The organism is Massilia sp. WG5 (assembly GCF_001412595.2).
GTDB lineage: Bacteria > Pseudomonadota > Gammaproteobacteria > Burkholderiales > Burkholderiaceae_D > Telluria.
In genome coordinates this window covers 4,820,397-4,842,488 of sequence record NZ_CP012640.2, presented here as the reverse complement: position 1 = coordinate 4,842,488, position 22,092 = coordinate 4,820,397, and the positions used below count along the sequence as shown (strand labels likewise).

The window sequence follows — 22,092 nt, the reverse complement described above, 5'->3', positions numbered from 1 at the left end:
TTATTCCCCGCCTTCGAGCATTGCTCTCAGCCTGCGCAGGTAGCGCAGGCCCTCGAGGGCGCGGCTGCCGTACCACGACATCATTTCGCCGTCGACCAGGAACACGGGAATGCCGATCTGCTTTTCGAGCGCATCGGCATGCGCCTCCGTGAAGCGGTAGGGCTCGGTCGACAGCAATACCGCATCGAGCCCGTCCACCAGCGCCTGCGACCATTCGAAGCGCGGATAGCGCTCTTCCCCCAGCACCGGCAGCTTCCAGCCCAGCTCGGCCAGCATGCTGGCGATATAGGTCTCGTTCGACACCGTCATCCACGGATCCTGCCAGATGCAGTACAGCACGGTGCGCTGCGGTCCGCGGGCCAGCGCATGCAGGGCCGCATACTCGGCTTCGAAGGCCTCGCACCAGCGCTCGGCCGCGGCTTCGGCGCCGAAGATCCCGCCCATCAGGCGCGCCAGCGCCAGGTTGTCGCGCGGCGTGTTCGGATGCGTGACCACCACGTTCGGCACGAACCCGGCCAGGCGCTCCGCGGTCGGCTTTTCGTTCTCGTCGATGTTGAGCACCACATGGGTCGGCGCCAGCTTGCGGATCTTCTCGATGTTGACGTCCTTGGTGCCGCCCACCTTGGGAATGGCGGCGACCACGTCCTTCGGGTGGATGCAGAAGCCGGTGCGCCCGACCAGTTGGCCGGCCAGGCCGAGCTCGCACAGCAGTTCGGTAATCGAGGGCACCAGGCAGACGATGCGGGCGTCCGGGGCCGGCGCATGGCGCTGTCCGAGCGCGTCGATGAGGGGATCGGAAGGATTCATGCCGCTATTGAAACACATTGTTGTTTATCCAGCGCCAGGTCTCGCGTTGGAATTGCAATAGGTTATGATTCCGAGCTTGTCAGACTTGTCTTTACCGACCACCCGAGGCAGCACTTGAACATGATCGGCGCCTTCGGCGCTTCCCGCTACGCGATCCGCGACCTGCAGTTGTTCCGCGACGCCGACACCCCGGCCGTGGCGGCGCTGCTGGCCGCCTGTCCGATCGTCCGGGTGACGGCAGGCGAGCCGGTCGAGGACGGCCTGCGGGCCCGCCTCTACATCGTGCTGTCCGGCGCCCTCGGCGTGCAGCCGGCCACCGCGGCGGGCGCCGGCGAGATCCAGCGCATCCTGCCCGGCGAGAGCGTGGGCGAGCAGTCGGTACTGGACGATGCCGCCAACCTCGACGCCATCACGGCGCTCGAAGAGAGCGAGCTGCTGGTGATCGAGCCCGACGTGCTGTGGCGCCTGATCGACGAAGCCAACGGCGTCGCGCGCAACCTGCTGCGCCTGCTGTCCTTTCGCATCCGCGCCGCCAACGCCCTGCTGCGGCGGCGCCAGAAGCTGGGCGAGTTCTACCGCCAGCTGTCGATGAACGACGGCCTGACCGGGCTCTACAACCGAGCCTGGCTGAACGACATGCTGCCCAAGCTGGTCGCGCGCAGCCGCCAGGACGGCAGCCCGCTGTCGCTGGTGATGATCGACCTCGACCACTTCAAGCGCTTCAACGATACCCACGGCCACATGGCCGGCGACACCGCCCTGGCCACCGCCGCCGCCGTGATCCGCAACGCCCTGCGCCCCTCCGACTTCGCGGTGCGCTACGGCGGCGAGGAGCTGATGGCGATCCTGCCGAACACCAACCGCCTGCTGGCGGTGATGGTCGCCGAGCGCCTGTGCGGGCGCCTGCGCGAGGCGGTGGTCTTCGACGACCTGCGCATCGCCCTGCCCCACATTACCGGTTCCTTCGGCGTCGCCAGCCTGGCGCGCGGCCAGGACGAACGCGCGCTGGTCGCGGCCGCCGACGCGGCCCTGTACCGCGCCAAGGAAGCCGGCCGGGACCGTATCTGCACCTGAAGGTTCCCTGCCGCCGCTTGCGGCCGGGCTGGGAAGGAACACACCGGCACGTTAGAATGACACGTCGCAATTCATGAGTAACCCCGTGAGCAACCACACCTTCCTCTGGCACGACTACGAAACCTTCGGCGCGGTCCCGCGGCGCGACCGCCCGGCCCAGTTCGCGGCAATCCGCACGGATGCCGAGCTGAACGAGATCGGCGAGCCGGTCATGCTGTACTGCCAGCCGGCGCCCGACTACCTGCCGGACCCGCAGGCCTGCCTGATCACCGGCATCACGCCCCAGCATTGCCTGGCGCACGGCGTGCCGGAACACGAGTTCGCGAAGCGCGTCTGCGAAGCCTTCAGCGAGCCGGGTACGGTCGGGGTCGGCTACAACACCATCCGCTTCGACGACGAGGTCACGCGCTTCCTGTTCTGGCGTAACATGATCGACCCGTACGCGCGCGAATGGCAGAACGGCTGCGGCCGCTGGGATCTGCTGGACGTGGTGCGCATGACCTACGCCCTGCGCCCGGACGGCATCAGCTGGCCGATGAAGGAAGACGGCAAGCCCAGCTTCCGGCTGGAAGACCTGACGCGCGCCAACGGCCTGGTGCACGAGGCGGCCCACGATGCGCTGTCCGACGTGCGCGCCACCATCGCGATGGCGCGCCTGATCCGCAGCAAGCACCCGAAGCTGTTCGACTTCTGCCTGGAACTGCGCCGCAAGGACAAGGTGGCCAGCGAGATGGGCCTGCACCTGGACCGCAGCCAGCGCCGGCCCGTCCTGCACGTGTCCGGCATGTTCCCGGCCGAGCGCGGCTGCCTGGGCCTGGTGTATCCACTGGCGTCGCACCCGACCAACAAGAACGAGGTGCTGGTCTGGGACTGCCGCCACGACCCGTCCGAACTGTTCGCGCTGAGCGTGGACGTGATCCGCGAACGCCTGTTCACGCGCGCCGCCGAGATGCCGGAAGGAATGACGCGCCTGCCGATCAAGAGCGTGCACCTGAACAAGTCGCCGATGCTGGTCGGGAACCTGCGCACGCTGGATTCGTCGCTGGCGGCGAAATGGGAGCTGGACATCGAGCAGTGCCTGGCGCACGCGCGCATCGCGGCCGGCGGGCCGGACATGAGCGCGGTGTGGCAGAAGGTGTTCCAGCGCACCGGGACCGGGTCCGGCGCCGGGGTGGACGTCGACGAGGACCTGTACAACGGCTTCGTCTCGCAGGGCGACCGGCGCCAGCTCGAAAGCCTGCGCTCGGAGCACCCCACGCGCCTGGCGGACCGGCAGCCGAGCTTCGAGGACGAGCGGCTGGCGCAGATCCTGTTCCGCTACCGCTGCCGCAACTTCCCGCATACCCTGCAGGAGCAGGAGCTGGAAAGCTGGGAAGCGCACCGTGCGGCGCGCCTGTTCGACGGCCTGGGCGGCGCCCGCACCGTCGAACAACTGTTTGCCGAGATCGATGCGCTGTCGGAGACGGCGGACGAGCGCGCCGAGGAGATCCTGGGCGCGCTGTACGACTACGCGGAGTCGATTGCGCCGCAGCGGTACTGAGGTACGCGTGGGCATCCCGTGCCCACGCGGATATCCTTACGCGCGGTACTGGTTGATCGCGTCGCGCGTCTCGATCGCCACGCGGCGCGCGGCCGCTGCGAAATCCTCGTCGCCCTGCGGCTGCGCGTAGATGATGGCGCGCGACGAGTTGATCATCATGCCGGCGCCGTTCGCGGTGCGGCCCGCCTTGACGGTCGCCTCGATGTCGCCGCCCTGGGCGCCGACGCCCGGCACCAGCAGCGGCATGTCGCCGATCAGGGCGCGCACCTGGGCCAGCTCCTGCGGGAAGGTGGCGCCGACCACCAGTGCGCACTGGCCGTTGCGGTTCCACTTCTCGGCCACCAGCTGCGCCACATGCTGGTACAGCGGCCGGCCGCCCACGTCGAGGAACTGCAGGTCCGAGCCGCCCGCATTCGAGGTGCGGCACAGCACGATCACGCCGCGGTCCGGCCACTCCATGTACGGCTCCACCGAATCGAAGCCCATGTAGGGGTTCACGGTGACGGCATCCGCGCCGTAGCGGTCGAAGGCTTCGCGCGCGTACTGGCGCGCGGTGGCGCCGATGTCGCCGCGCTTGGCGTCCAGGATCAGCGGGATGTGCGGATAACGGTCTTTCAGGTAGCGGCACACCGTCTCGAGCTGGTCTTCCGCGCCCAGTGCGGCGAAATAGGCGATCTGCGGCTTGAAGGCGCAGGCCAGGTCGGCGGTCGCGTCGATGATGGCCTTGCAGAATTCGGCGATGCCTTCCGGGTGCGCGCGCAGGTGCGCCGGCAGGCGCTCGAGGTCCGGATCGAGTCCGACGCACAGCAGGGAATCGTTGCTGCGCCAGACGGCGTTCAACTTGTCGATGAAGTTCATGGCTGGCCCTAATCTCTTGTTGCAAACCCATTATTGTACCGCGGAGCATGCGCAGGACGCCGCTGCACCGCCAATTGCGGTATATTTTTAGTCATTCGACAACTTGCGATGGAATACATAATGAAGCAGACCTCTTCGACGCCTTCCCTGTTCACGCGCTGGGCCGCGATGCTGTTCACCGCGATCCTGGCCGGCTCGCTGCTGTCGGGCTGCGGCTACAACGAATTCCAGGCCAAGGACGAGGCGACCAAGGCCGCCTGGAGCGAAGTGGTCAACCAGTACCAGCGCCGCGCCGACCTGATCCCGAACCTGGTCAATGTGGTCAAGGGCTATGCTACCCACGAACGCGAAACCCTGGAAGCCGTCACCCGTGCGCGCGCCGCCGCCACCAGTTTCCAGATCACGCCCGAGGTGCTGAACAATCCGGAAGCCTTCCAGAAGTTCCAGCAGGTGCAGGGCGAGCTGTCGAGCGCCCTGTCGCGCCTGATGGCGGTGTCCGAGAACTATCCGAACCTGAAGGCGGACACCCAGTTCCGCGACCTGCAGTCGCAACTCGAAGGCACCGAGAACCGCATCACGGTGGCGCGCCAGCGCTACATCGCCTCGGTCCAGGACTATAACGTGCTGGCGCGCAGCTTCCCGACCAACCTGACGGCGAAGATGTTCGGCTACCAGCCCAAGCCCTCGTTCACGGTCGACAACGAACGTTCGATCTCGACCGCGCCGAAAGTCGACTTCGGTAAATAAGGTCCTGCCGACATGAACCCGCTGATGCGCCTGCTGTGGGGCTTTGCCCTTGCCCTGCTCTTCGCCGGAACGGCCCAGGCGCAGCTCAGGCCCGTGCCGCCGCTGAACGCCCGCGTCACCGACGAGGCCGGGATGCTGACGCCCGAACAGCGCCAGCGCCTGGAGAGCGTGCTGGCCGACTACCAGGCCCGGACCGGCAGCCAGATCGCGGTGCTGCTGGTGAAATCGACCGAGCCGGAAGTCATCGAGCAGTACAGCATTCGCGTGGCCGACGCCTGGAAGCTGGGCCGCAAGGGCGTCGACGACGGCGTGCTGCTGCTGGTCGCGCGCGACAATCCCTCCTCACTGCGGCGCCTGCGCATCGAAGCCGGGCGCGGGGTGCAGGGCGTGCTCACCGACGCCCAGTCCAAGCGCATCCTGCAGGACACGATCGCGCCGCACTTCCGCCAGAACGATTACTACGGCGGCCTGGTCGCCGGCGTGGGCGCGATCTCGGCCCTCCTGGACCAGGAAAAATTTCCCGCTCCGCAGGCCCAGCAGGGACAGGCGCAGCAGCAGGCCCAGGATGAGGATGGCGGCCCGGGCATTATCATGAGCATCTTCTTCATCGTCGTCGGCTTCATGGTGCTGCGCTCGCTGTTCCGTCCGCGCCGCGCCAGGCTGACGCCGGGCTTCGGCGGGCGCCAGACCGGCGGCTGGAACAACGCCAGCACCGGCTTCATCCTCGGCAGCATCCTCAGCAATATGAACAACAGGCGCCATGACGGCGGCGGCGGCTTCTCGGGTGGCGGCGGCTTTTCCGGCGGCGGCGGTTTTTCGGGCGGCGGCGGCAGCTTCGACGGCGGCGGCGCCTCGGGAGACTGGTAATGGGTGGCAAGCTCAAGCGCGCGCTGCGCCACCTGTTCAGCACCCGGACCGAGGCCGAGCGCGCCTTTCCGGCCGCGACCCTGGCCGCCATCGCCGAAGCGATCACGGCGGGCGAACAGACCCACCGCGGCGAAGTCCGGCTGGTGGTCGAAAAATCCCTGCCCCTGTCGGCCGTGTGGGAAGACGTCAGCAACCGCCAGCGCGCGATCTCGCTGTTCGCCGACTACGGCATCTGGGACACCGAGGACAATTGCGGCGTACTCGTCTACGTCAACCTGGCCGACCGCAAGGTCGATATCGTGGCCGACCGCGGCATCAACCGCAGGATCGACGCCGCCACCTGGCAGGCGATCTGCAACACGATGACGGCGGGCTTTGCCCAGGGCCGCTTCCACGAGGCCACGCTGGACGCCGTCGGTCAGGTCAATATGCTGCTGCGCCAGCATTTTCCCTCGAACGGATCGCGGCCGAATGAGCTGCCGGACAAGCCGCTCATGCTATAGAGCGCTCAACAAAGCACGTAGGGCAAGGCGCATCGTCGAAGACAGTACAAGAGGTACGGCGAGACGATGCAACGCCGCCATGCGGGCTTTGTTGGACGCTCGGCTCTGTACAATGGCGGTTTTAGCCATCCAGGAAATCCCGCCATGAAACTTGCCCAGAAAGTCGCCATCGTTACCGGAGCCAGCCGGGGAATCGGCTATGCCTGCGCCGAACGCCTGGTGCGCGAAGGCGCGCGCGTGATGCTGGTCGACGTACGCCAGGAAGGCGCGGCGGCGGCCGAGGCGCTGGGCGACAATGCCCGCTTCTTCTGCGCCGACGTCAGCCAGAAATCCGACGTCGACGCCATGCTGGCCGCCACCCTGTCCGCCTTCGGCCACGTCGACATCCTGGTCAACAATGCCGGCGTCACCCACGCCGCCGACTTCCTCGACCTGACCGAGGAAGACTTCGACCGCGTGCTCCGCATCAACCTGAAGTCGATGTTCCTGTGCAGCCAGGCGGTGGCGCGCGAGATGGTCAAGCGCAGCAGCGGCTGCATCATCAATATGTCGAGCGTGAACGCCGAGCTGACCATCCCGAACCAGATTCCCTACGTGGTCTCGAAAGGCGGCGTGAACCAGCTGACGCGGGTGGCGGCGATCGCCCTGGCCCAGCACGGCATCCGCGTGAACGCCATCGGCCCCGGCACCATCCTGACCGAGCTGGCGAAGAATGCCGTGATGGGCAGCCCGGAAGCGCGCCACACGATCCTGTCGCGCACACCGCTGGGACGCTGCGGCGAGCCGGAAGAGATCGCCGGCATCGCGGCCTTCCTCGCCAGCGACGACGCCTCCTACATGACCGGCCAGACCCTGTATGCGGACGGCGGGCGGATGGCGCTGAACTACACGGTGCCGGTCAAGGAGTAAAAGAAACCGGACACGATAGTTATCAGTACGGTGAATATCAGCTATCCAAATTCAAAATTGGACATATATATCGCGCCGCAACATACTCTCATCTGTCTCCACTATTCTCCTCCAAGAAAATAGTTTGAAGCCCGCCTAGAAAGCGGGCTTTTTTTTTGCCTGTCGGCGATAGACCAGTCTCAGCTGAATTCGTTCTTAAGGAACAGGATGTTTGTTTGAGACATGTCATTTACCATTCATATTCCCGTCCTATACTGGGTTCATCTGGATACACGCAACCGATATGCGTGATTACAGAAAGGCGTGCCGCAACGCGGTGCGCCGCACCGGATTCTGCGTCTCTTGGCCCGATCTTGGGTTGTGCCCGTCCTCCGTTGGCGGGCATTTTTTTGTTCCGCAGATTTACTAGCACCTGTGCAACGCAACAAAGAAAAACTCGAGGCAGAGCTTGATCCGATCCTGGATTTCGCTATGATGAATTTGTGCCTGCGTTTTTTTCATGGAGCCAGTCCAATGAATTCACCTGAAACGATCACGCCAAACCAGCAGCACTCCCCTACCGCGCGCCGACGACAGCAAGCCGCCGACGACTATCTTGTCCTCAGTGAACTGAATCCGCGCATGGTAATCGACCACCTCGACGATGAAGGGCAGCCTCTTCACGTACTCAGCTTCGGCAGCGTCCGCGAACCTTGTCCGAAATGCCAGACACACCAACTCAAGCTCGTGTTGCGACAGCAGACCGTACGCATCGCCCATCTTTTCTGCGCCGAATGCGAAAGCTGCTTCGACGCCCACTACCCCAACGGGACACCCGCGCTCACGATCTGACGCGGCCCCGCCCTTGGCCGGCCTTCCGCAAGACGGTGCGCCGGAGCCAGGGGCAAAGACGCATTCGAACTTTCGTGCATGCGTCATGGTAAGGTTAGTGTGTCCCTCATCTCACCTGCTCCTTGCCATGACCGTCGTGCTGTCCAGTTTTCTCACGCATCCGCGCTTCCGTTTTGCCTGCCTTGGCTGCGCCGCCCTGATGTACCTGACCATCATCGTGGCCGGCAATATTCCCGGTGCACGCGCCGACATCGGCCACTATGCGCCAGGCGTCGTGCTGCATTCCATCGCCTATGCCGTCCTCGCCTGCCTGTGCTTCCTGGGCAGCAGCGGCAGCCCTGCCGCGCGCGCCGTCAAGGCCGTGCTGGCGATCGCCCTGATGGGGGCCGGCGACGAATTCATCCAGAGCTTCTTCCCCTACCGCGGCGCCGACGTGCGCGACTGGGCCGTGGATTGCAGCTCGGCCATCCTGGTGTCCCTGCTGCTGTGCGCCGTGCTGCCGAAAGCGCTGCCCGGCATAAAGCGCTGAGAACGACGCCGCTCCGAATTCCCCAGCCTCGCCACGTCCTTGACGTGGCTCATGTTCAACCCGAGTCAGCTGGAACGTCGCTTCCGATCGCCCCTCTTACCGGAGTGGCACGCGGCATCGTCACGCACCTACCTGATATATTCATCCCATCAGAAGGAGTTGATCATGAAGTCAAAACACCAGAGCGTACTCCTGGCAGGCTTGCTGACGCTGGCTTTCGGCTTGCCCGCGTGTAAATCCATGACGGGCGGCGACAGCAGCGGCATGGAAAGCGGCAGCTCCACCAGCAGCGGCGGCAGCGGCGGCATGTCCGGCACCGGCGCGGGCACCGGCAGCAGCGGTTCGGCCGGCTGGGGCGGCGGCACCGGTTCTTCGGGCAGTTCCGGCAGCTCGGGCAGTTCCGGCAGCTCCGGCAGCGCCACCGGCTCCGGCTATGACCAGCACGGCGCCGGCACCGGCTCCTCGGCCACCGGCACGTCGGGCAGCTCCGGTACCTCCGGTACCTCCGGCAGCTCGGGCACCTCCGGCACCTCGGACAGCGGCAGCGGCACCGGCACCGGCACCAGCAATACCGGCACCGGCGGCACCGCCAGCGCGACCGGCCAGGATTCCTATGGCGCGTCCAGCACCGCGTCCACCGCGGCAAGCTCCAGCCCGAACGCCACCGTGGTGGCCGTCGAAGTCGTCCCGCGCATGGCGAGCGGCGTCTCCGGCGCAGGCTCGGTCGGCGCCGCAGCGGTCGGCGGCAGCGGCACCAGCGGCAGCACCGGCAGCTCGACCTCGTCCGATCGCGTCTACCGCGTCACACTGCGCATGGACGACGGCAGCACCCAGGTGATCACCCAGGAAACCACGCCGGACTTCCGCAGTGGCGACCGGGTCAGCCTGAGCGGCGGCGTGATCCAGCATTAAACAAGCGGGGCCTGGCTCCGCGTAGAGCGTTGTGCGCTCTAATACACGCGCTCCACCAGATAGCCCCGCTGTGCCAGCAGCTGGGGCAGCCCGTTGGCGCCCAGCAGGTGCAGCAAGCCGACGCCGACGAAGGTCACGCTGTCCTCGCGCATCAGGCGCTCGATCTGGTCGGCTATGTCGGGATTGCGCCGCCCCAGCAGCACGCGGCGCGTGAACTCCGCCACGACGCCGGGGCCGCTCGTGCTTTCCTGCAGCACCACGTCGAGGGCGTGTGCATCGCCCGATGCCCAGGCATCGAGAACCGCCTGGACCGTGCGCAGCGAACGCCCATTCTTGAGCCCGTCCAGCACCTCCTCCAGGTAGCGTGCCGACTGCCGCTCGTCCATGCTGTCGTACAAGGCCAGCTGGTATTCGGCGCTTTCCAGCTCGGTCACCTGCAGGCCGCGCCGCCGCGCCTGGGCGAGCAGGGTCGCCTCGACGCCTTCGCTGCGGCGGTAGCCTTTGCGCTCCAGCTCCATGCTCAACAGCAGGTTCGCCACCAGCCAGGGTTTATAGGAAGCCATGCTGGTCACGCTGATGCCCTGGGCGTGCAGGACCTCGGTCAGCGCCCGCAGGGTCGGCGCCGGCAGGTGGCGGCGGATATCGTCGCCCGGCGCATATCTGCCGTGCAGGTCCAGCGCGCGCTGGAAAGGACCGTTGACGCGGGTGTCGAGTTCGACGACCACGCGGTTGGCGCCGACCAGGGCGCGGCGCACCTCGGGCGGCAAGGGATAAAAGCCGCGCATGCCCATGTGCACGGTGCCGAACAGGTAGGCCACGCGCCCGTCCAGGCTGACGCGGAACAGGCCGCCCTGGTGGCGGGCCGCCACCGGACGCGGGTTATCCGGCGCCGATCCGTAGGGCAGGTATTCGGCCGAGGCAGATGTCCCGGCGCGCGCCATGCCCCCTGGCAGCGCCAGCGACAACGGCAATACCAGCATCGCCGCCGCCCGGCGGCGCCAGGCGGAAGGCTGCATCGCTCACTCCATGCCGACCTTCTGGGTGCGGCTGCGCTTGTCCATCACGATCTCCGCGCCGCGCTTGCCGGCCAGCAGGGCGTGATCGGAGTTGTAGTACTCCCACTCGCTGTAGCGCCCGACCAGGGTGATGTCGAACTGCTTCAGCCAGGCCTTGCAGGTCTCGACATTGCGTGCGCGCTGGTGGTCGTAGAGCACGTAGGCATAGGGCATGTCGACCTGGTTCGCGACCAGGATCCGGTCGCCCTCGCGGATCATCCCGACCTTGCGGCAATCCTCGATCGCGCGGGCGATGAGTTCCTCGCCGTCCAGCGGCAGCGGCTTGGTCGGCGAATACGAGATCTCGCAGGTGAAGCCGAAGCCGCCCGGTGGATTGCATTCCGGCGAGGCATTGCCCTGCACGAAGATGCGGTGGAAGATCGTGTCTTCCGGATAGTAGATCCAGTGCTTGTCGGTCGCGACCCGGTCGATGCCGATGTTGACGCAACGGATCGACACGTGGCGCAGCCCCTTGGCCGCATTCCTCACCGCTTCCGGCGCTTCGTCGCCGATCGCCTTGACCAGCTCCGGCAGCGGCATGGTCGAGATCAGGTCGTCGTAGCGGAAACGGCGGCCGTCGGCCAGGGCGACGATGTGTTCGCGCGGCAGCACCTGCACGACTTCGGCGCCCAGCTCGATCTTGCCCTTGATGTGCGGCAGGAACCCGTTCATCAGGGCCTGGAAGCCGCCCTTGCGCGGATAGCCGAAGCGCGCGTTGGGCCCGACCGGCTTCGGTGACGGTTCGAGCGCGCCCTGCACGATCTCTTCGAGGTTCGGCAGCGGCACCCGTCCGCCCAGCCAGGACGTTTCCATCTCGGCCAGCGGCACGGTCCAGAGCTTGCGGTTGTAGGGGATGGCGAAGTGCCTGGCGATGCCCTTGCCCCAGACCTTGTAGATGAACTGTTCGAAGTTCTTCACCTGGCCCCGGACCGAGCGGTCGGTATTGCACACGTCCGTAGTGCCGTCGGCGCAGCAGTCGTCGATGGTCTTCGCCTCGCCGGCGTCGGCGTCGTTATCCGCGCCATAGCGCGCTTCGATCGCGCCCATCACGCACTCGGTGATGACCTTGGGCGGCAGGCCGTACAAGGCGCCCTGGAAGGGATAGCGGGTATGCACGCCCTTGCTGTAGATCCAGGCTTCGCGGTTCTGCCAGTGCACGTTATCGCCCAGCAGCAGCTCGTACATCTTCAGCACATAGGGGTCGTTCGAGAACATGATGTGGCCGGCGTGATCGAAGGTGAAGCCATGGTCTTCGATCGAGCGGCACCAGCCGCCGACGGTCTCGTTGCGGTCCAGCAGCAGCGTGTCCGCGCCCAGGTGGTAGGCGGCCGACAACCCGGTCGGGCCGGCGCCGACGATCACGGTGCCGACGTGGCGCGCGCCCTGGCTGCGCAGTGGATTGACCTTGGGCGAGGATGCCCCGGCAGCCTGGGCCGGCGGCAGGCTCGCCTGTGAAACCGCGTGCGCGTTCGCGGCGCGCTGCGCGGTCGTGCCCTCGCTGCGCGCCGGCGTCGACTCCAGCAGCTCGTGCATGTGCTTCGCCGTGTTGTCCCAGGACGTGGCGGCGACGATGGCGTTCATGGCGTCGATCATGCGCGCGCGCTGTTCCGGCGTCTGGGCCAGGGCCGCTTCGCAGGCCGCGACGAACTCGCGCGCCCCGCTGGCGATCGCGACCACGTGGCCGTAGGGATTGGCGACGTCGGCGATCGGCGTGCTCACGATCGGCAGCTGGGCCGCCATGTATTCCAGCACCTTGGTCGGGCTGATGAACCTGGTCGCTTCGTTGATCGCGAAGGGCATCAGGCAGACGTCCCAGCCGGCCAGCAGCTCGGGCAAGGCCGCATAGGGCTGCTGCCCCAGGTAATGGATGTTGGCGCGGCGCGGCAGGCGTTCCTCGTCGATCTTCACGATCGGGCCGGCCAGCACGACCTGCCAGTCCGGATGGGCGTCGGCGATTGCGCCGACCAGGTCGGGATCGAAGCGCTCGTCCAGCACCCCGTAGAAGCCGAGGCGCGGATGCGGGATATCCTTCTGCTGCGGGTGGACGCGCGACCGGTCGAGCGCCTGCTGGAAATGCAGCACGTCGACGCTGCTGGAAAAGCAGTGCACGTTCGGGTGGCGGTTCTTCTTCGCTTCGTAGAGACTGGGACCGCCGGCGAACACCATGTCGGCGATGTTCAGCAGCGCACTCTCGCGCTGCAGCAGCTGCTTCGGCGGATTCTTGAACGAGGCCAGCTCGTCCATGCAGTCGTAGACCACCAGCGCGGGCTGGAGCGACTGCAGCAGGGGCAAGGCCATCGGCGTATAGAACCAGGCGATGAGCTGCTCGCCCGGCGGTGCCAGCTGCCCCACCATGGGCTGCAGCAGGCGCAGCTGGTCGTCATGGAAGCCTTTGGCATGGATCGGAGTGTGCGCGCGGCACACGGTCACGTTCGGCGCGGGTTGGGACCGCTGCATGAACGGGGCGCCGCTGTCGTATTCCGGCTCCTCGACGAACAGGACCGGATAATGCTGCGCCAGGCGCGACAGCAGGTGCTGCGGCCGCTGGAACACGAAATCCCAGCGCAGGTGGCTGAAAACGACGATCGTTGTCATGATGATGGCTCCTTCAAGGCCCGTATGGAGCACGGGCGGTCGGTGAATTCAAAATTTCGGTGCTGCAGACCGACCACCGGCTCCAAAGCGCCCGGAAGAACCGTCGCGAGCGGCCGCAGATTCGGTTGAGAAGCGCAGCTGTACTTACGGTACAGCGCGCATCGCAAACCGAAGCTGCAACGCGCGTTAGGTTATTCCGGGCGCCCGCCGGCTGGTCCTTCTCCCTCCTTTTCAACGTCCTGCTTGGGATGCAGCGGGACGTTGCGGGTCGCCGCACTGATGACCTCGAAAGGCAGCTTGGGGGTGCGGTCGGCGTTGAGCAGGCCGTTGGCTTCCTGGAAGGTGTCGGCGAACTGGGTGTAGCAGAAGCCGCTGAACATGAAGGTCTCGTTGACCACTTTCAGCAGGCGTTGGTACAGCGCGTGATAACTCTCGGCCGTATGGGCACGGGTGTAGCCCCAGGTGCCATCCTCGGGGGTCGCGTTCGGATCGAAGGCGATGCCGCCGAATTCGGTCAGCACGATGGGCTGGCCGCGGTGCGGGAAACCGTCCAGCGTCAGGATGCGTCCGCCTGGACGGCGCTGGTCGAACAGCGTGCGCACGGGGTCGCTGACCTCGTAGCGCGCCTTGATCTTTTCCGGATCGCTGTCGTAGTCGTGGATGCCCAGGATGTCGGTGGCCGAGGCTTCCCAGCCGTCGTTGCCGATCACCGGGCGGGTCGCGTCGAGGGTGCGCGTCAGGTGGTACAGCGCCTCGACCGCGTTGCGGTGCGCCTGGGTCAGCGTCAGGTTCGGCACGCCCCAGGATTCGTTGAACGGCACCCAGACGATGATGCAGGGGTGGCTGTAGTCGCGCTCGATCGCCTCGGTCCATTCCTTGACGATGCGCTTGATCGCATGCGGCGAGAAGCGGTAGGCCGAAGGCATCTCCTCCCATACCAGCAGGCCCAGCTTGTCGGCCCAGTACAGGTAGCGCGGATCCTCGATCTTCTGGTGCTTGCGCACGCCGTTGAAGCCCATCATCTTGGCCAGCTCGACGTCGCGTTTCAGGTGCTCGTCGGAGGGCGCGGTCATGAAGGATTCGGTCCAGTAGCCCTGGTCCAGCACCAGGCGCAGCGGATACGGGCGGCCGTTCAGCAGCAGGCGGTCGCGGTTGATGTGGAAGGCGCGCAGGGCGGTGTAGGACTTGATGTGGTCGACCACCTGGTCGCCGCAGCGCAGGATCACCTCGGCGTCGAGCAGGGTCGGCCGCTCCGGGCTCCACAGCAGCTCGTTGCGCGAGTCGTCGATGCCGGGGTCGGACAGCGCGATCTTGCGGTTCGCCTCGCCCTGCAGCAGCTTGTAGTTGTCGTCGGCCAGCAGTTGTTCGCCGTGCCAGATCTTGACCTCGACGAACATGTGTTCCTGGATGTCGCCGCCGGCGAACACCTCGCAGCCGATCTCGAAGGTCTCGAAGATCGGGGTCCAGCGCAGCGAGCGGATGAAGGTGCGCGAGACCTGTTCGACCCAGACGGTCTGCCAGATGCCGGTCGTGCGCGGATACCAGATCGAGTGCGGCTCCAGCAGCCAGTCCTGCTTGCCGCGCGGCTTGGCCAGGTCGGCCGGATCGTCCTCGACGAACACGGTCACGACCTGCTTGCCGTCGGCTTTCAGGGCCTGGGTGATGTCGGCCGAGAACGGCGTATGGCCACCCTCGTGTTCCGCCACCAGCTGGCCGTTGATCCAGACCCGGGCGGCATAGTCGACCGCGCCGAAGTGCAGGATCGCGCGCTTTTCGGACGGCATCAGTTCGAAGTCACGCTCGTACCAGCAGAAGCGGTGGAAGCCGGTGTCCTGGATGCCGGACATTTCCGTCTCCGGCGCGAATGGCACATTGATCTCATGGGTCCAGCCGGTGACGCCTTCGGGCATCCTGCAGCTGACCTCGTCGTCGAAACGGAAGCGCCACTTGCCGTTCAGATTGATCCAATTGTCGCGTACCAGCTGGGGGCGGGGGTACTCAAACTGGCTCATTGTGTTCCTTTCCTTGGGTCGGGACCGGGATCAGGATGCGTCCCTTCTGTCCCTCTTTGTTGTAATTGGAGAGTGCGACTTCTGCTGCGCTTCTTGCCTGGCCGGTGCGGCACAGGGCCACGCAGGCCCCGCCGAAGCCGGCGCCGGTGAGGCGCGCGCCAAGCACGCCCGGGGCGGCGCGCAAGGCCTCCACCAGCCGGTCGAGCTCGGGAATGGAAACTTCGTAATCGTCGCGCAGGCTGTCGTGCGAGGCGTTCATCAGCTCGCCGAAGCGCTCGGCCGAGACGCCGCCGGCCGCCTCCAGCACGCGCAGGTCTTCCAGCACCACGTGGCGGGCGCGCCGGCGCAGCGGCTCGGGCAGCTGCTCGAGCACCGAAGGGTCGGTGACATCGCGCAGCGCGGTCACGCCCAGCTTGCGGGACGCTTCCTCGCACTCGGCGCGGCGTTCGTTGTACTTGCTGGCGGCCAGGGTGCGCGGCACGCCGGAGTCGATCACGATCAGCTCGGTCCCCTCGGGCATCTGCACCAGCCGGTGCTCGAGGGTGCGGGCGTCGATGAACAGCATGTTCCGTTCATCGCACAGGCTGGACGCCATCTGGTCCATGATCCCGCAGTTGACGCGCGCATATTCGATCTCGGCGCGCTGGGCGATCTGGGCCAGCTTCACGTTGTCGAGCTCGAAGCCGAGCAGCTGGCGCAGCGCGCGCAGGGTCGCCACTTCGAGCGCGGCCGAGGACGACAGGCCCGAGCCGACCGGCAGCTCGGTGGTGACGAACACGCGCAGCGGCGGGACCTCGACCCCGTTCGCCTCGACCAGGCGGATGCAGCCTTCGATATAGCTGCCGAAGCCCTGTGGCGCGCTGCCGCCTTTCGCGGCGAAGCTCACGTTGCCGTCCAGCGTGCCCGAGTACAGGTGGTGCTGGTCGTCCTGGCTGCGCGCCAGCGCCACGCTGGTGCGCTGCGGCGTTGCCACCGGCAGCATGAAGCCGTCGTTGTAGTCGGTGTGTTCGCCCAGCAGGTTGACCCGGCCGGGAGCGAATGCGCACGCCTCCGGGGCGCCGCCGAAGAAGGTTTCTGCACTTGTCATGTCAGCTCCAGCCAGCGCGGCCGCATGCGGCCGCCGATGTTCACCGCCGGCCACTGCGGGTCCAGCGTGAGGTTCTCCAGCCCGGTCGCGCCGAGCAGGAAGGTGTCTTCGATCCCGATGCCGTCGAAGCCGGGGTTGAACGCGAAGGCCATGCCGGTCTCCAGCCCGGTCGCGGTGCTGGGGCTGGCCACGAGTTCGCAGGCCTGGTAGCCGACGATGCCGCCCTGCGGCCGCTCGCGGATCGCGTCCGGCCGGTTGGCGTGGCGGTAGGCGGCCTCGAACGCGTGGTACACGGCGGCCAGCGACTGCCCGGCGCGCACCGCATCGAGCCCGGTCGATTCCAGGCGCAGCAGTTCGTCCTGCTCGGCAGGCAGCCCGCCGAAGCTGGCCGAGCGCGACAGCCGCGCGACCAGGCCATGCCGGCGCGCGCAGCACGACAGCGTGGCGCGCGCGCCCAGCGGTTCGTGCGAGGGCGTCGGGCGGCGCCACTTGCCCAGGCGGCGTTCGCCGGCGGCCAGCACCAGCGATGGCTGGATGCCGCGCCGCAGCAGGGCGCGCGCCCCCTCCCCGGCCAGCTGGTATTCGGTCCAGTCCGGGCGCGCCGCGCGCAGCGCTTCACCGATCGCCTCGGCGGCCTCGCGGCCGAGCTGGCGGTAGCGTTCCTGCTCTTCGAACCCAAGCACCATGCGGCGCAGCTTCAGGCCGGCAGGCAGCGGCTGCTCGTTCGGCCCGGGACGGTCGGACAGCACCGGGCGCCCGCCGGCCGTGCCCAGCACATAGGTCTCGTGCAGCTCGGCGTCGGTCCAGGGCGCGCCGTGGAAAGTGAAGCCGGCCGGCACCTCTTCCAGGCGCAGGCGCTCGGCCTCGGCCTCGTCGGTGAGCACGCAGGCTTCGTCGGGCGTGACCAACAGCTCCGCCACCCCGCTCTCGCAGCCGTCCGGCGCCAGCGGCATGCCGCCGGCGGTGGCCCAGGCAAACCAGTCCTCGCCGCGCAGGCGGATCGCGCCGGCCCCGAGCTGGGCCAGCGCTTCGCGCAGCAGCGCCAGCTTGGCCGCGGCTTCCGCGCCGCGCACCGTCAGCGGATCGGCCGTGACGCTCATGCGCCGTCCTCCAGGTCGACCTCGACCTGCTGCAATTCGTAGGCCGTGGTTTCGGGCAGCACGTCCATCGCGAACATGCCGGCCGCCAGCTCGGTGCCGGCCAGGTACTTGAGGCGGTCGCGGGTGCGGTACGGCGGGTAGAACTGGCAGTGCAGCTGGGTTTCCGGGTGCTCGGCGCCGTCGGTCGGCGCCTGGTACCAGGCCATCAGGTAGGGGAAAGGACGGTCCCACAGGTGGTCGTACTTGAGCAGCACGGTCTTCAGCGCGCGCGCCAGGCTCTCGCGCTGCGGCGGGGTGAGCGCGGCAAAGTCCTTGCAGGGCGCGGTCGGCATCACCCAGACTTCGTAGGGATAGCGCGCGCAGGCCGGCACGAAGGCGATCGCATGGTCGTCCTGGTACAGCACCCGCTTGCCGTCGGCGGCCTCGTCGCGCGCCATGTCGCACAGCAGGCTCGAGCCATGCTGCAGGTAGTACTCGCGCTCCTGGGCCAACTGGCGCGCCGGCACGCTCGGCACAAACGGATAGCAGTAGATCTGGCCGTGCGGGTGGTGCAGGGTCACGCCCACTTCCGCGCCGCGGTTCTCGAACGGCAGCACGTACTGGATGTGGTGCTGGCCGCCGATCCGGGTGGTGCGGTCGCCCCACACCTGCAGCAGCAGCTCGATGCGCGACAGCGGCAGCTTGCCCAGCGCGGCCTGCGGATCCTGGGTGAACACCACCACCTCGCACTTGCCGTTGGCGGGCGCGGTCGGCACCGTCAGCGTGGGCGGATCATGGGAATCCAGCGCCAGCGAGGGGAAGCGGTTGTCGAACACCGCGATCTCGTAGTCGCCGGCCGGCATCTCGGTCGGGTGCGCCGGATCGCTGGTCGCGGCCAGCGGGTTGTACTGCGGCGGCGGCTGGTAGGTGCGGTTCTGGCGGAACGCCGCATAGGTCACCCACTCGCCGCGCAGCGGATGCCAGCGCAGGTGCGGATTCGCATTTTGCGGATCAGGAAAGGGGCTCGGTGCAACAAGGCCGGCCGGGATCGGCTGGTTACTGTAGAGGGTGAGTTGTCGTCCGTCTGGTTTTACGAGTTCTTGGATATGCATGGCGATAGTGGTCGGGCATGTCGGGATAGGCAAGGCGACTTCGGTATCGCGGTCGCGGTCAGGAACCGATCCTAACATGGCGTTTTCGCCACTATTTCCAGGTGTAAGCAAGAGCTTTTCCGGGCATCAACAAGCTCATGCGGAGGGCTTCCGGCGCCGACAGGCCCGGCTGCCCACTCTCCTAGGGAGAGCGCCGGGCAGGGGTAATTCTTCCCTATGAAAAGGGATGCTTTGTAGGTCCAAACCTACAGAACGATTAGAAAAAATCGCAGGTTTTGGCGGGACTTCGACCTACACGTCAACACACGGTGTCGAAGCGCGCGGCGGGGCCTCTCTTACTGCGCGAGCTCGGCCAGCACGGCCGTATACATCTCCAAGTTCAAGAGCAATTGCTTGAGAGTGATGAACTCATGCTCGGAATGGCCGGTATAGACCGTGTGCGGCATGGCCGGACCGAAGCTGACGGCGTGCGGGAACAGGCGCGAGTTGGTGCCGCCGCCGACCGCGACCGGCTTCGGATCCTTCACGCCGGTGAAGTACGAGAACACCTTCATCAGCACCGGCAGCTGCGGCGCGTCGTGCTGGATCCACGGGTCGCCGATCTGCACTTTGGTGTCGAGCAGCTGTATCGACCCATGCGCGCCCTGCCACTGCGCCAGCGCGGCATTGATCTCGTTGGACAGCTGCTGCGCGCTCTTGCCTTGCGGGCGGCGGATGTTGATCGACAGTTCGGGGCTCTCGCCTTTCTGGCGGATCACGGTCGGGGCGAAAGTCATCGGTCCCATGAAGCTGTCGCGGTAGGCGATGCTGCCGAACTTCTCGCCGAGGTAGCCGGTCCCGACCATCTCGTTGAGGAAGTTGACCAGCGCGCCGGCGGCGTTGTCCGGCCAGGCCTGCACGGCCAGCGCATCGGCCAGCATGCTGATCGCGTTCAGGCCGTCCTCCGGCTTCGACGAATGCGCCGACACGCCCTTGGCAGTGACCGCGAGCTCGCCGCCCTTGCGTTCGAAGGTGTAGCGCATGCCGGTCTGCTTCGCCGCGCGCTGCCGGATCTGGGCTTCCAGGGCCGGGCTGGCGTTGGCGATGAGGGCGTGCGCATCCTCGGGGATCTGGCTGCCGAAGAAGCCGCCGCCGAACTGCGCCACGGCCGGCTCGCCCGCGGGCGCCGCCGCCGCCGGGAAGCTCACGGCGACCGTGCCGTAGCCCTTCTCCGCCGTCACCGCCGGGTACTCGGCGTCGAGGGTGATGTTCACCTGCGGCAGCGTATGCGTCTTCACGAAAGCGACCAGCGGATCCCAGTCCGATTCCTCGGCCATGTAGACGTACAGCTCGATGCGCTTGGACAGCGGCAGCTGCAGGTCCTTCAGCGACTTCATCGCGTACAGGGCGGTGGCGATCGGGCCCTTGTCGTCCTCGGCGCCGCGCGCCAGCAGCTTGCCCGGCTCGCTGGTGCGGTCCAGCTCGAAAGGCGATTTCTTCCACTTGGCGGGATCGACCGGCTGCACATCGCCGTGCGCGATCATGCCGACGCGCTCGGGGGCGTCAGCTGCGCCGAGGCCGATCACCATCACATGGCCGTAGTCGGCGAAGTCGAAGCCGAGGCGCGCCGCCTCGCCCTTGAGGTAATTCTTGAAGCCGGTGTGCTGGGGATTGCGCTCGAAGGGCACGTCTTTATCGGCCACCGTGTTGAAGCTGACCATCCTGGCGAGGGTATCGACGACATCGTCGCGGTAGGCGTTGACGGCATGCTTGGCGGCCTTCACCGCGGCCTCGCCCGGCACGGCCGCCGGTGCGGCGCCGGCAGCGCTCGCTGCGTTCGCGCCGGCGCTGAAGGCCAGCGCCAGCGCGGCCAGGGTCTGTCTTGTTTTCATGTGAAGCCTGTCTCCTTGTTGCATTAAGCTTGTTGCATAAGCGCAAGGAGTCTAGCACGGCGATGGCGAGCGCCGCGCGCCGCCGGGGGCGGGTAATCGGGTATCGTATGGAGCAAGGCGAACAACACGAGAAGGACATGACCTACAAGACCATCCAGCGGGTGCACCCCGCCATGCGCGACGACATCGGCGACCTGATCACCCAGCGTCCGCTGCCGGGGCCGCACATCGACCAGATCGATCCTTTCCTGTTCCTCAACCACCACGGCCCCCAGGTCTACCCGGCGCACAACGGCGGCCTGCCCTTCGGCCCGCACCCGCACCGCGGCTTCGAGACCGTCACCTTCATCCTCGACGGCCTGCTGGCCCACCGCGACAGCGCCGGCCACGAAAGCGTGATCGGCCCGGGCGGCGTGCAGTGGATGACGGCGGGACGCGGCATCGTGCACGCCGAAGTGTCGCCGCGCGAATTCATGCAGCGCGGCGGCCCGCTCGAGATCCTGCAGCTGTGGGTGAACCTGCCTCCCAGCCTGAAGATGACGGAGCCGCGCTATGTCGGCCTGCAGCGCGAGCAGATTCCCGTGGTGGAAAGCGACGACGGCACGGTGCGCATGCACCTGGTGTCGGGCAGCTACGGCGGCGTGACCGGGCCGATCGAGTCGCTCACCGGCGTCTTCATGAGCCTGGTCGAGATGAAGGCCGGTTCGACCTTCTACATGAACGACCTGCTCGACCGCAACATCTTCCTCTACGTGGTACGCGGCGTGATCGAGGCGGCGCCGGACCTCGTCAGCGCCTTCCACCTGGCCGAGTTCGAACCCCAGGGCGACGAGCTGTCGCTGCGCGCCGACCATGATTCCCTGCTGCTGCTCGGGCATGCCGCGCCGATCCGCGAACCGGTGGTCTCGCACGGTCCCTTCGTGATGAACACGCGCGAAGAGATCAACCAGGCGATCCTCGACTACCAGGCCGGGCGCTTCGGCGACGCGATCTGACGCGCATCGCAGGCATGAAAAACGCCGGCCCGGTCCCAGCGGCCAGGCCGGCCGTGATTCTTCATTCGATCATCCGTCAGCGGCGGAACTGGGTCAGCAGTACCTTGTCGGGGTAGGCCTGCTGGTCGAGCGCGAGCCGCGCGCCGCTGTCGCGGGCCACGAATTCGGTCGGGGACAGCGGCAGCAGCTTTTCGCGCTTGCCGTCCACTTCCATGAACAGGGTGCTGTTACGGCTCGTCAGCCTCAGCGTACGGCCGTCCTGCAGCGCGAACGATCCGACCGCATCCTTGGCCTGGGCCACGGTCAGGTGGACCACCGGGCTGGCGTTGCCCTGCACCAGGACCGTATTGCCGTCGGCGCTCACGGACACCGGCAGCGCACTGTCGGCCAGGGCCATGGAAGAGACGGCGGCGGCGCCGAGGAAGGCCAGTACTTTTTTCAAGTTCATGATTACTCCAATGCACGATTCGAAATGAATATCGGACCATTCTTGCTTTATCCAAACAATCGTCGATAGCGCCGAAGGTCCACCGTTTTTCGTATCGCCGCATCGTAGAATGTGCGGCGAGTGAAACCAGTGTATTCACAGCCCGCGGCGGTGTCTGCGGTGATCTGCCGAAGCGTCGAAAACGCGGGATGAAACGTCGAAAACAGGCGTCAAGATGTTGGCAATACATACAAAAAAAGCCACAAAAAATGACGTGCACCG

The 22,092-nt window shown here is 66.7% G+C and carries 20 protein-coding genes; 10 read left to right on the top strand and 10 right to left on the bottom strand.

Annotation, left to right across the window (positions count from 1 at the left end):
- Positions 1-807 carry a helical backbone metal receptor gene (locus AM586_RS21610; RefSeq protein ID WP_047827164.1) on the bottom strand — a complete coding sequence of 269 codons (807 nt, stop codon included), beginning with the start codon at positions 805-807 and terminating at the stop codon, positions 1-3.
- A 114-nt stretch (positions 808-921) separates the two neighbouring features.
- Between AM586_RS21610 and AM586_RS21605 the strand changes: the two genes are divergently transcribed.
- Both AM586_RS21605 and sbcB read left to right on the top strand, forming a co-directional pair.
- On the top strand, positions 922-1,881 hold the full coding sequence (locus tag AM586_RS21605) for a GGDEF domain-containing protein (protein WP_109370501.1): 960 nt from the start codon (positions 922-924) through the stop codon (positions 1,879-1,881).
- Between the two features lie 85 nt (positions 1,882-1,966).
- Positions 1,967-3,421, top strand: coding sequence for an exodeoxyribonuclease I (sbcB, locus tag AM586_RS21600; protein WP_197416529.1), 1,455 nt, complete (start codon positions 1,967-1,969; stop codon positions 3,419-3,421).
- A 36-nt stretch (positions 3,422-3,457) separates the two neighbouring features.
- Here sbcB and pyrF read toward each other — a convergent pair whose 3' ends face one another.
- Positions 3,458-4,279, bottom strand: coding sequence for an orotidine-5'-phosphate decarboxylase (pyrF, locus tag AM586_RS21595; RefSeq protein WP_047827135.1), 822 nt, complete (start codon positions 4,277-4,279; stop codon positions 3,458-3,460).
- Between the two features lie 120 nt (positions 4,280-4,399).
- Between pyrF and AM586_RS21590 the strand changes: the two genes are divergently transcribed.
- The 7 genes from AM586_RS21590 to AM586_RS21560 all read left to right on the top strand — a co-directional run bounded on the left by AM586_RS21590 (position 4,400) and on the right by AM586_RS21560 (position 9,577).
- The gene (locus AM586_RS21590) at positions 4,400-5,026 is read left to right on the top strand and encodes a LemA family protein (protein WP_047827136.1); all 627 of its coding nucleotides are present in this window, start codon (positions 4,400-4,402) and stop codon (positions 5,024-5,026) included.
- Positions 5,027-5,038: 12 nt separating this feature from the next.
- A complete protein-coding gene (locus tag AM586_RS21585) occupies positions 5,039-5,893 on the top strand; it encodes a YgcG family protein (RefSeq protein WP_047827137.1) in 855 nt (284 codons plus the stop codon).
- Positions 5,893-6,396, top strand: a complete 504-nt coding sequence (locus tag AM586_RS21580) for a TPM domain-containing protein (RefSeq protein ID WP_047827138.1) — start codon at positions 5,893-5,895, stop codon at positions 6,394-6,396. The genes AM586_RS21585 and AM586_RS21580 overlap by 1 nt, the downstream gene beginning before the upstream one ends.
- A 144-nt stretch (positions 6,397-6,540) precedes the next feature.
- A complete protein-coding gene (locus tag AM586_RS21575; RefSeq protein WP_047827139.1) occupies positions 6,541-7,305 on the top strand; it encodes an SDR family NAD(P)-dependent oxidoreductase in 765 nt (254 codons plus the stop codon).
- A 414-nt stretch (positions 7,306-7,719) separates the two neighbouring features.
- Positions 7,720-8,136 carry a hypothetical protein gene (locus tag AM586_RS28635; RefSeq protein WP_197416530.1) on the top strand — a complete coding sequence of 139 codons (417 nt, stop codon included), beginning with the start codon at positions 7,720-7,722 and terminating at the stop codon, positions 8,134-8,136.
- Positions 8,137-8,263: 127 nt separating this feature from the next.
- A complete protein-coding gene (locus AM586_RS21565) occupies positions 8,264-8,665 on the top strand; it encodes a VanZ family protein (protein ID WP_047827141.1) in 402 nt (133 codons plus the stop codon).
- A gap of 165 nt (positions 8,666-8,830) precedes the next feature.
- Positions 8,831-9,577: a hypothetical protein gene (locus AM586_RS21560; protein WP_060566710.1), complete on the top strand. Its 747-nt coding sequence runs from the start codon at positions 8,831-8,833 to the stop codon at positions 9,575-9,577.
- Positions 9,578-9,615: 38 nt separating this feature from the next.
- On the opposite strand, the gene AM586_RS21555 is transcribed toward AM586_RS21560, so the two are convergent.
- The 7 genes from AM586_RS21555 to AM586_RS21525 form a co-directional block, all read right to left on the bottom strand.
- Positions 9,616-10,593: a TraB/GumN family protein gene (locus AM586_RS21555; RefSeq protein ID WP_052234532.1), complete on the bottom strand. Its 978-nt coding sequence runs from the start codon at positions 10,591-10,593 to the stop codon at positions 9,616-9,618.
- Between the two features lie 3 nt (positions 10,594-10,596).
- On the bottom strand, positions 10,597-13,227 hold the full coding sequence (locus AM586_RS21550; protein ID WP_047827142.1) for an NAD(P)-binding protein: 2,631 nt from the start codon (positions 13,225-13,227) through the stop codon (positions 10,597-10,599).
- Between the two features lie 191 nt (positions 13,228-13,418).
- On the bottom strand, positions 13,419-15,239 hold the full coding sequence (locus AM586_RS21545) for a glycoside hydrolase family 2 protein (RefSeq protein ID WP_047827143.1): 1,821 nt from the start codon (positions 15,237-15,239) through the stop codon (positions 13,419-13,421).
- Positions 15,226-16,326, bottom strand: coding sequence for a galactokinase (gene galK, locus AM586_RS21540; protein ID WP_060566708.1), 1,101 nt, complete (start codon positions 16,324-16,326; stop codon positions 15,226-15,228). The genes AM586_RS21545 and galK overlap by 14 nt, the downstream gene beginning before the upstream one ends.
- Positions 16,323-17,426 carry a Xaa-Pro peptidase family protein gene (locus AM586_RS21535; RefSeq protein WP_052234533.1) on the bottom strand — a complete coding sequence of 368 codons (1,104 nt, stop codon included), beginning with the start codon at positions 17,424-17,426 and terminating at the stop codon, positions 16,323-16,325. Before AM586_RS21535 ends, galK begins: the two co-directional genes overlap by 4 nt.
- The gene (gene galT, locus AM586_RS21530) at positions 17,423-18,517 is read right to left on the bottom strand and encodes a galactose-1-phosphate uridylyltransferase (protein WP_052234534.1); all 1,095 of its coding nucleotides are present in this window, start codon (positions 18,515-18,517) and stop codon (positions 17,423-17,425) included. Before galT ends, AM586_RS21535 begins: the two co-directional genes overlap by 4 nt.
- Before the next feature lie 335 nt (positions 18,518-18,852).
- Positions 18,853-20,388 (bottom strand): dipeptidase, encoded by a 1,536-nt coding sequence (locus tag AM586_RS21525; protein WP_052234535.1) that lies wholly within the window; start codon positions 20,386-20,388, stop codon positions 18,853-18,855.
- A 137-nt stretch (positions 20,389-20,525) separates the two neighbouring features.
- On the opposite strand from AM586_RS21525, the gene AM586_RS21520 reads away from it, so the two are divergent.
- On the top strand, positions 20,526-21,383 hold the full coding sequence (locus tag AM586_RS21520; RefSeq protein WP_052234536.1) for a pirin family protein: 858 nt from the start codon (positions 20,526-20,528) through the stop codon (positions 21,381-21,383).
- Between the two features lie 76 nt (positions 21,384-21,459).
- On the opposite strand, the gene AM586_RS21515 is transcribed toward AM586_RS21520, so the two are convergent.
- Entirely contained in the window at positions 21,460-21,831 is a 372-nt protein-coding gene (locus AM586_RS21515; protein ID WP_052234537.1) for a hypothetical protein, read from the bottom strand.
- Between the last annotated feature and the right edge of the window lie 261 nt (positions 21,832-22,092).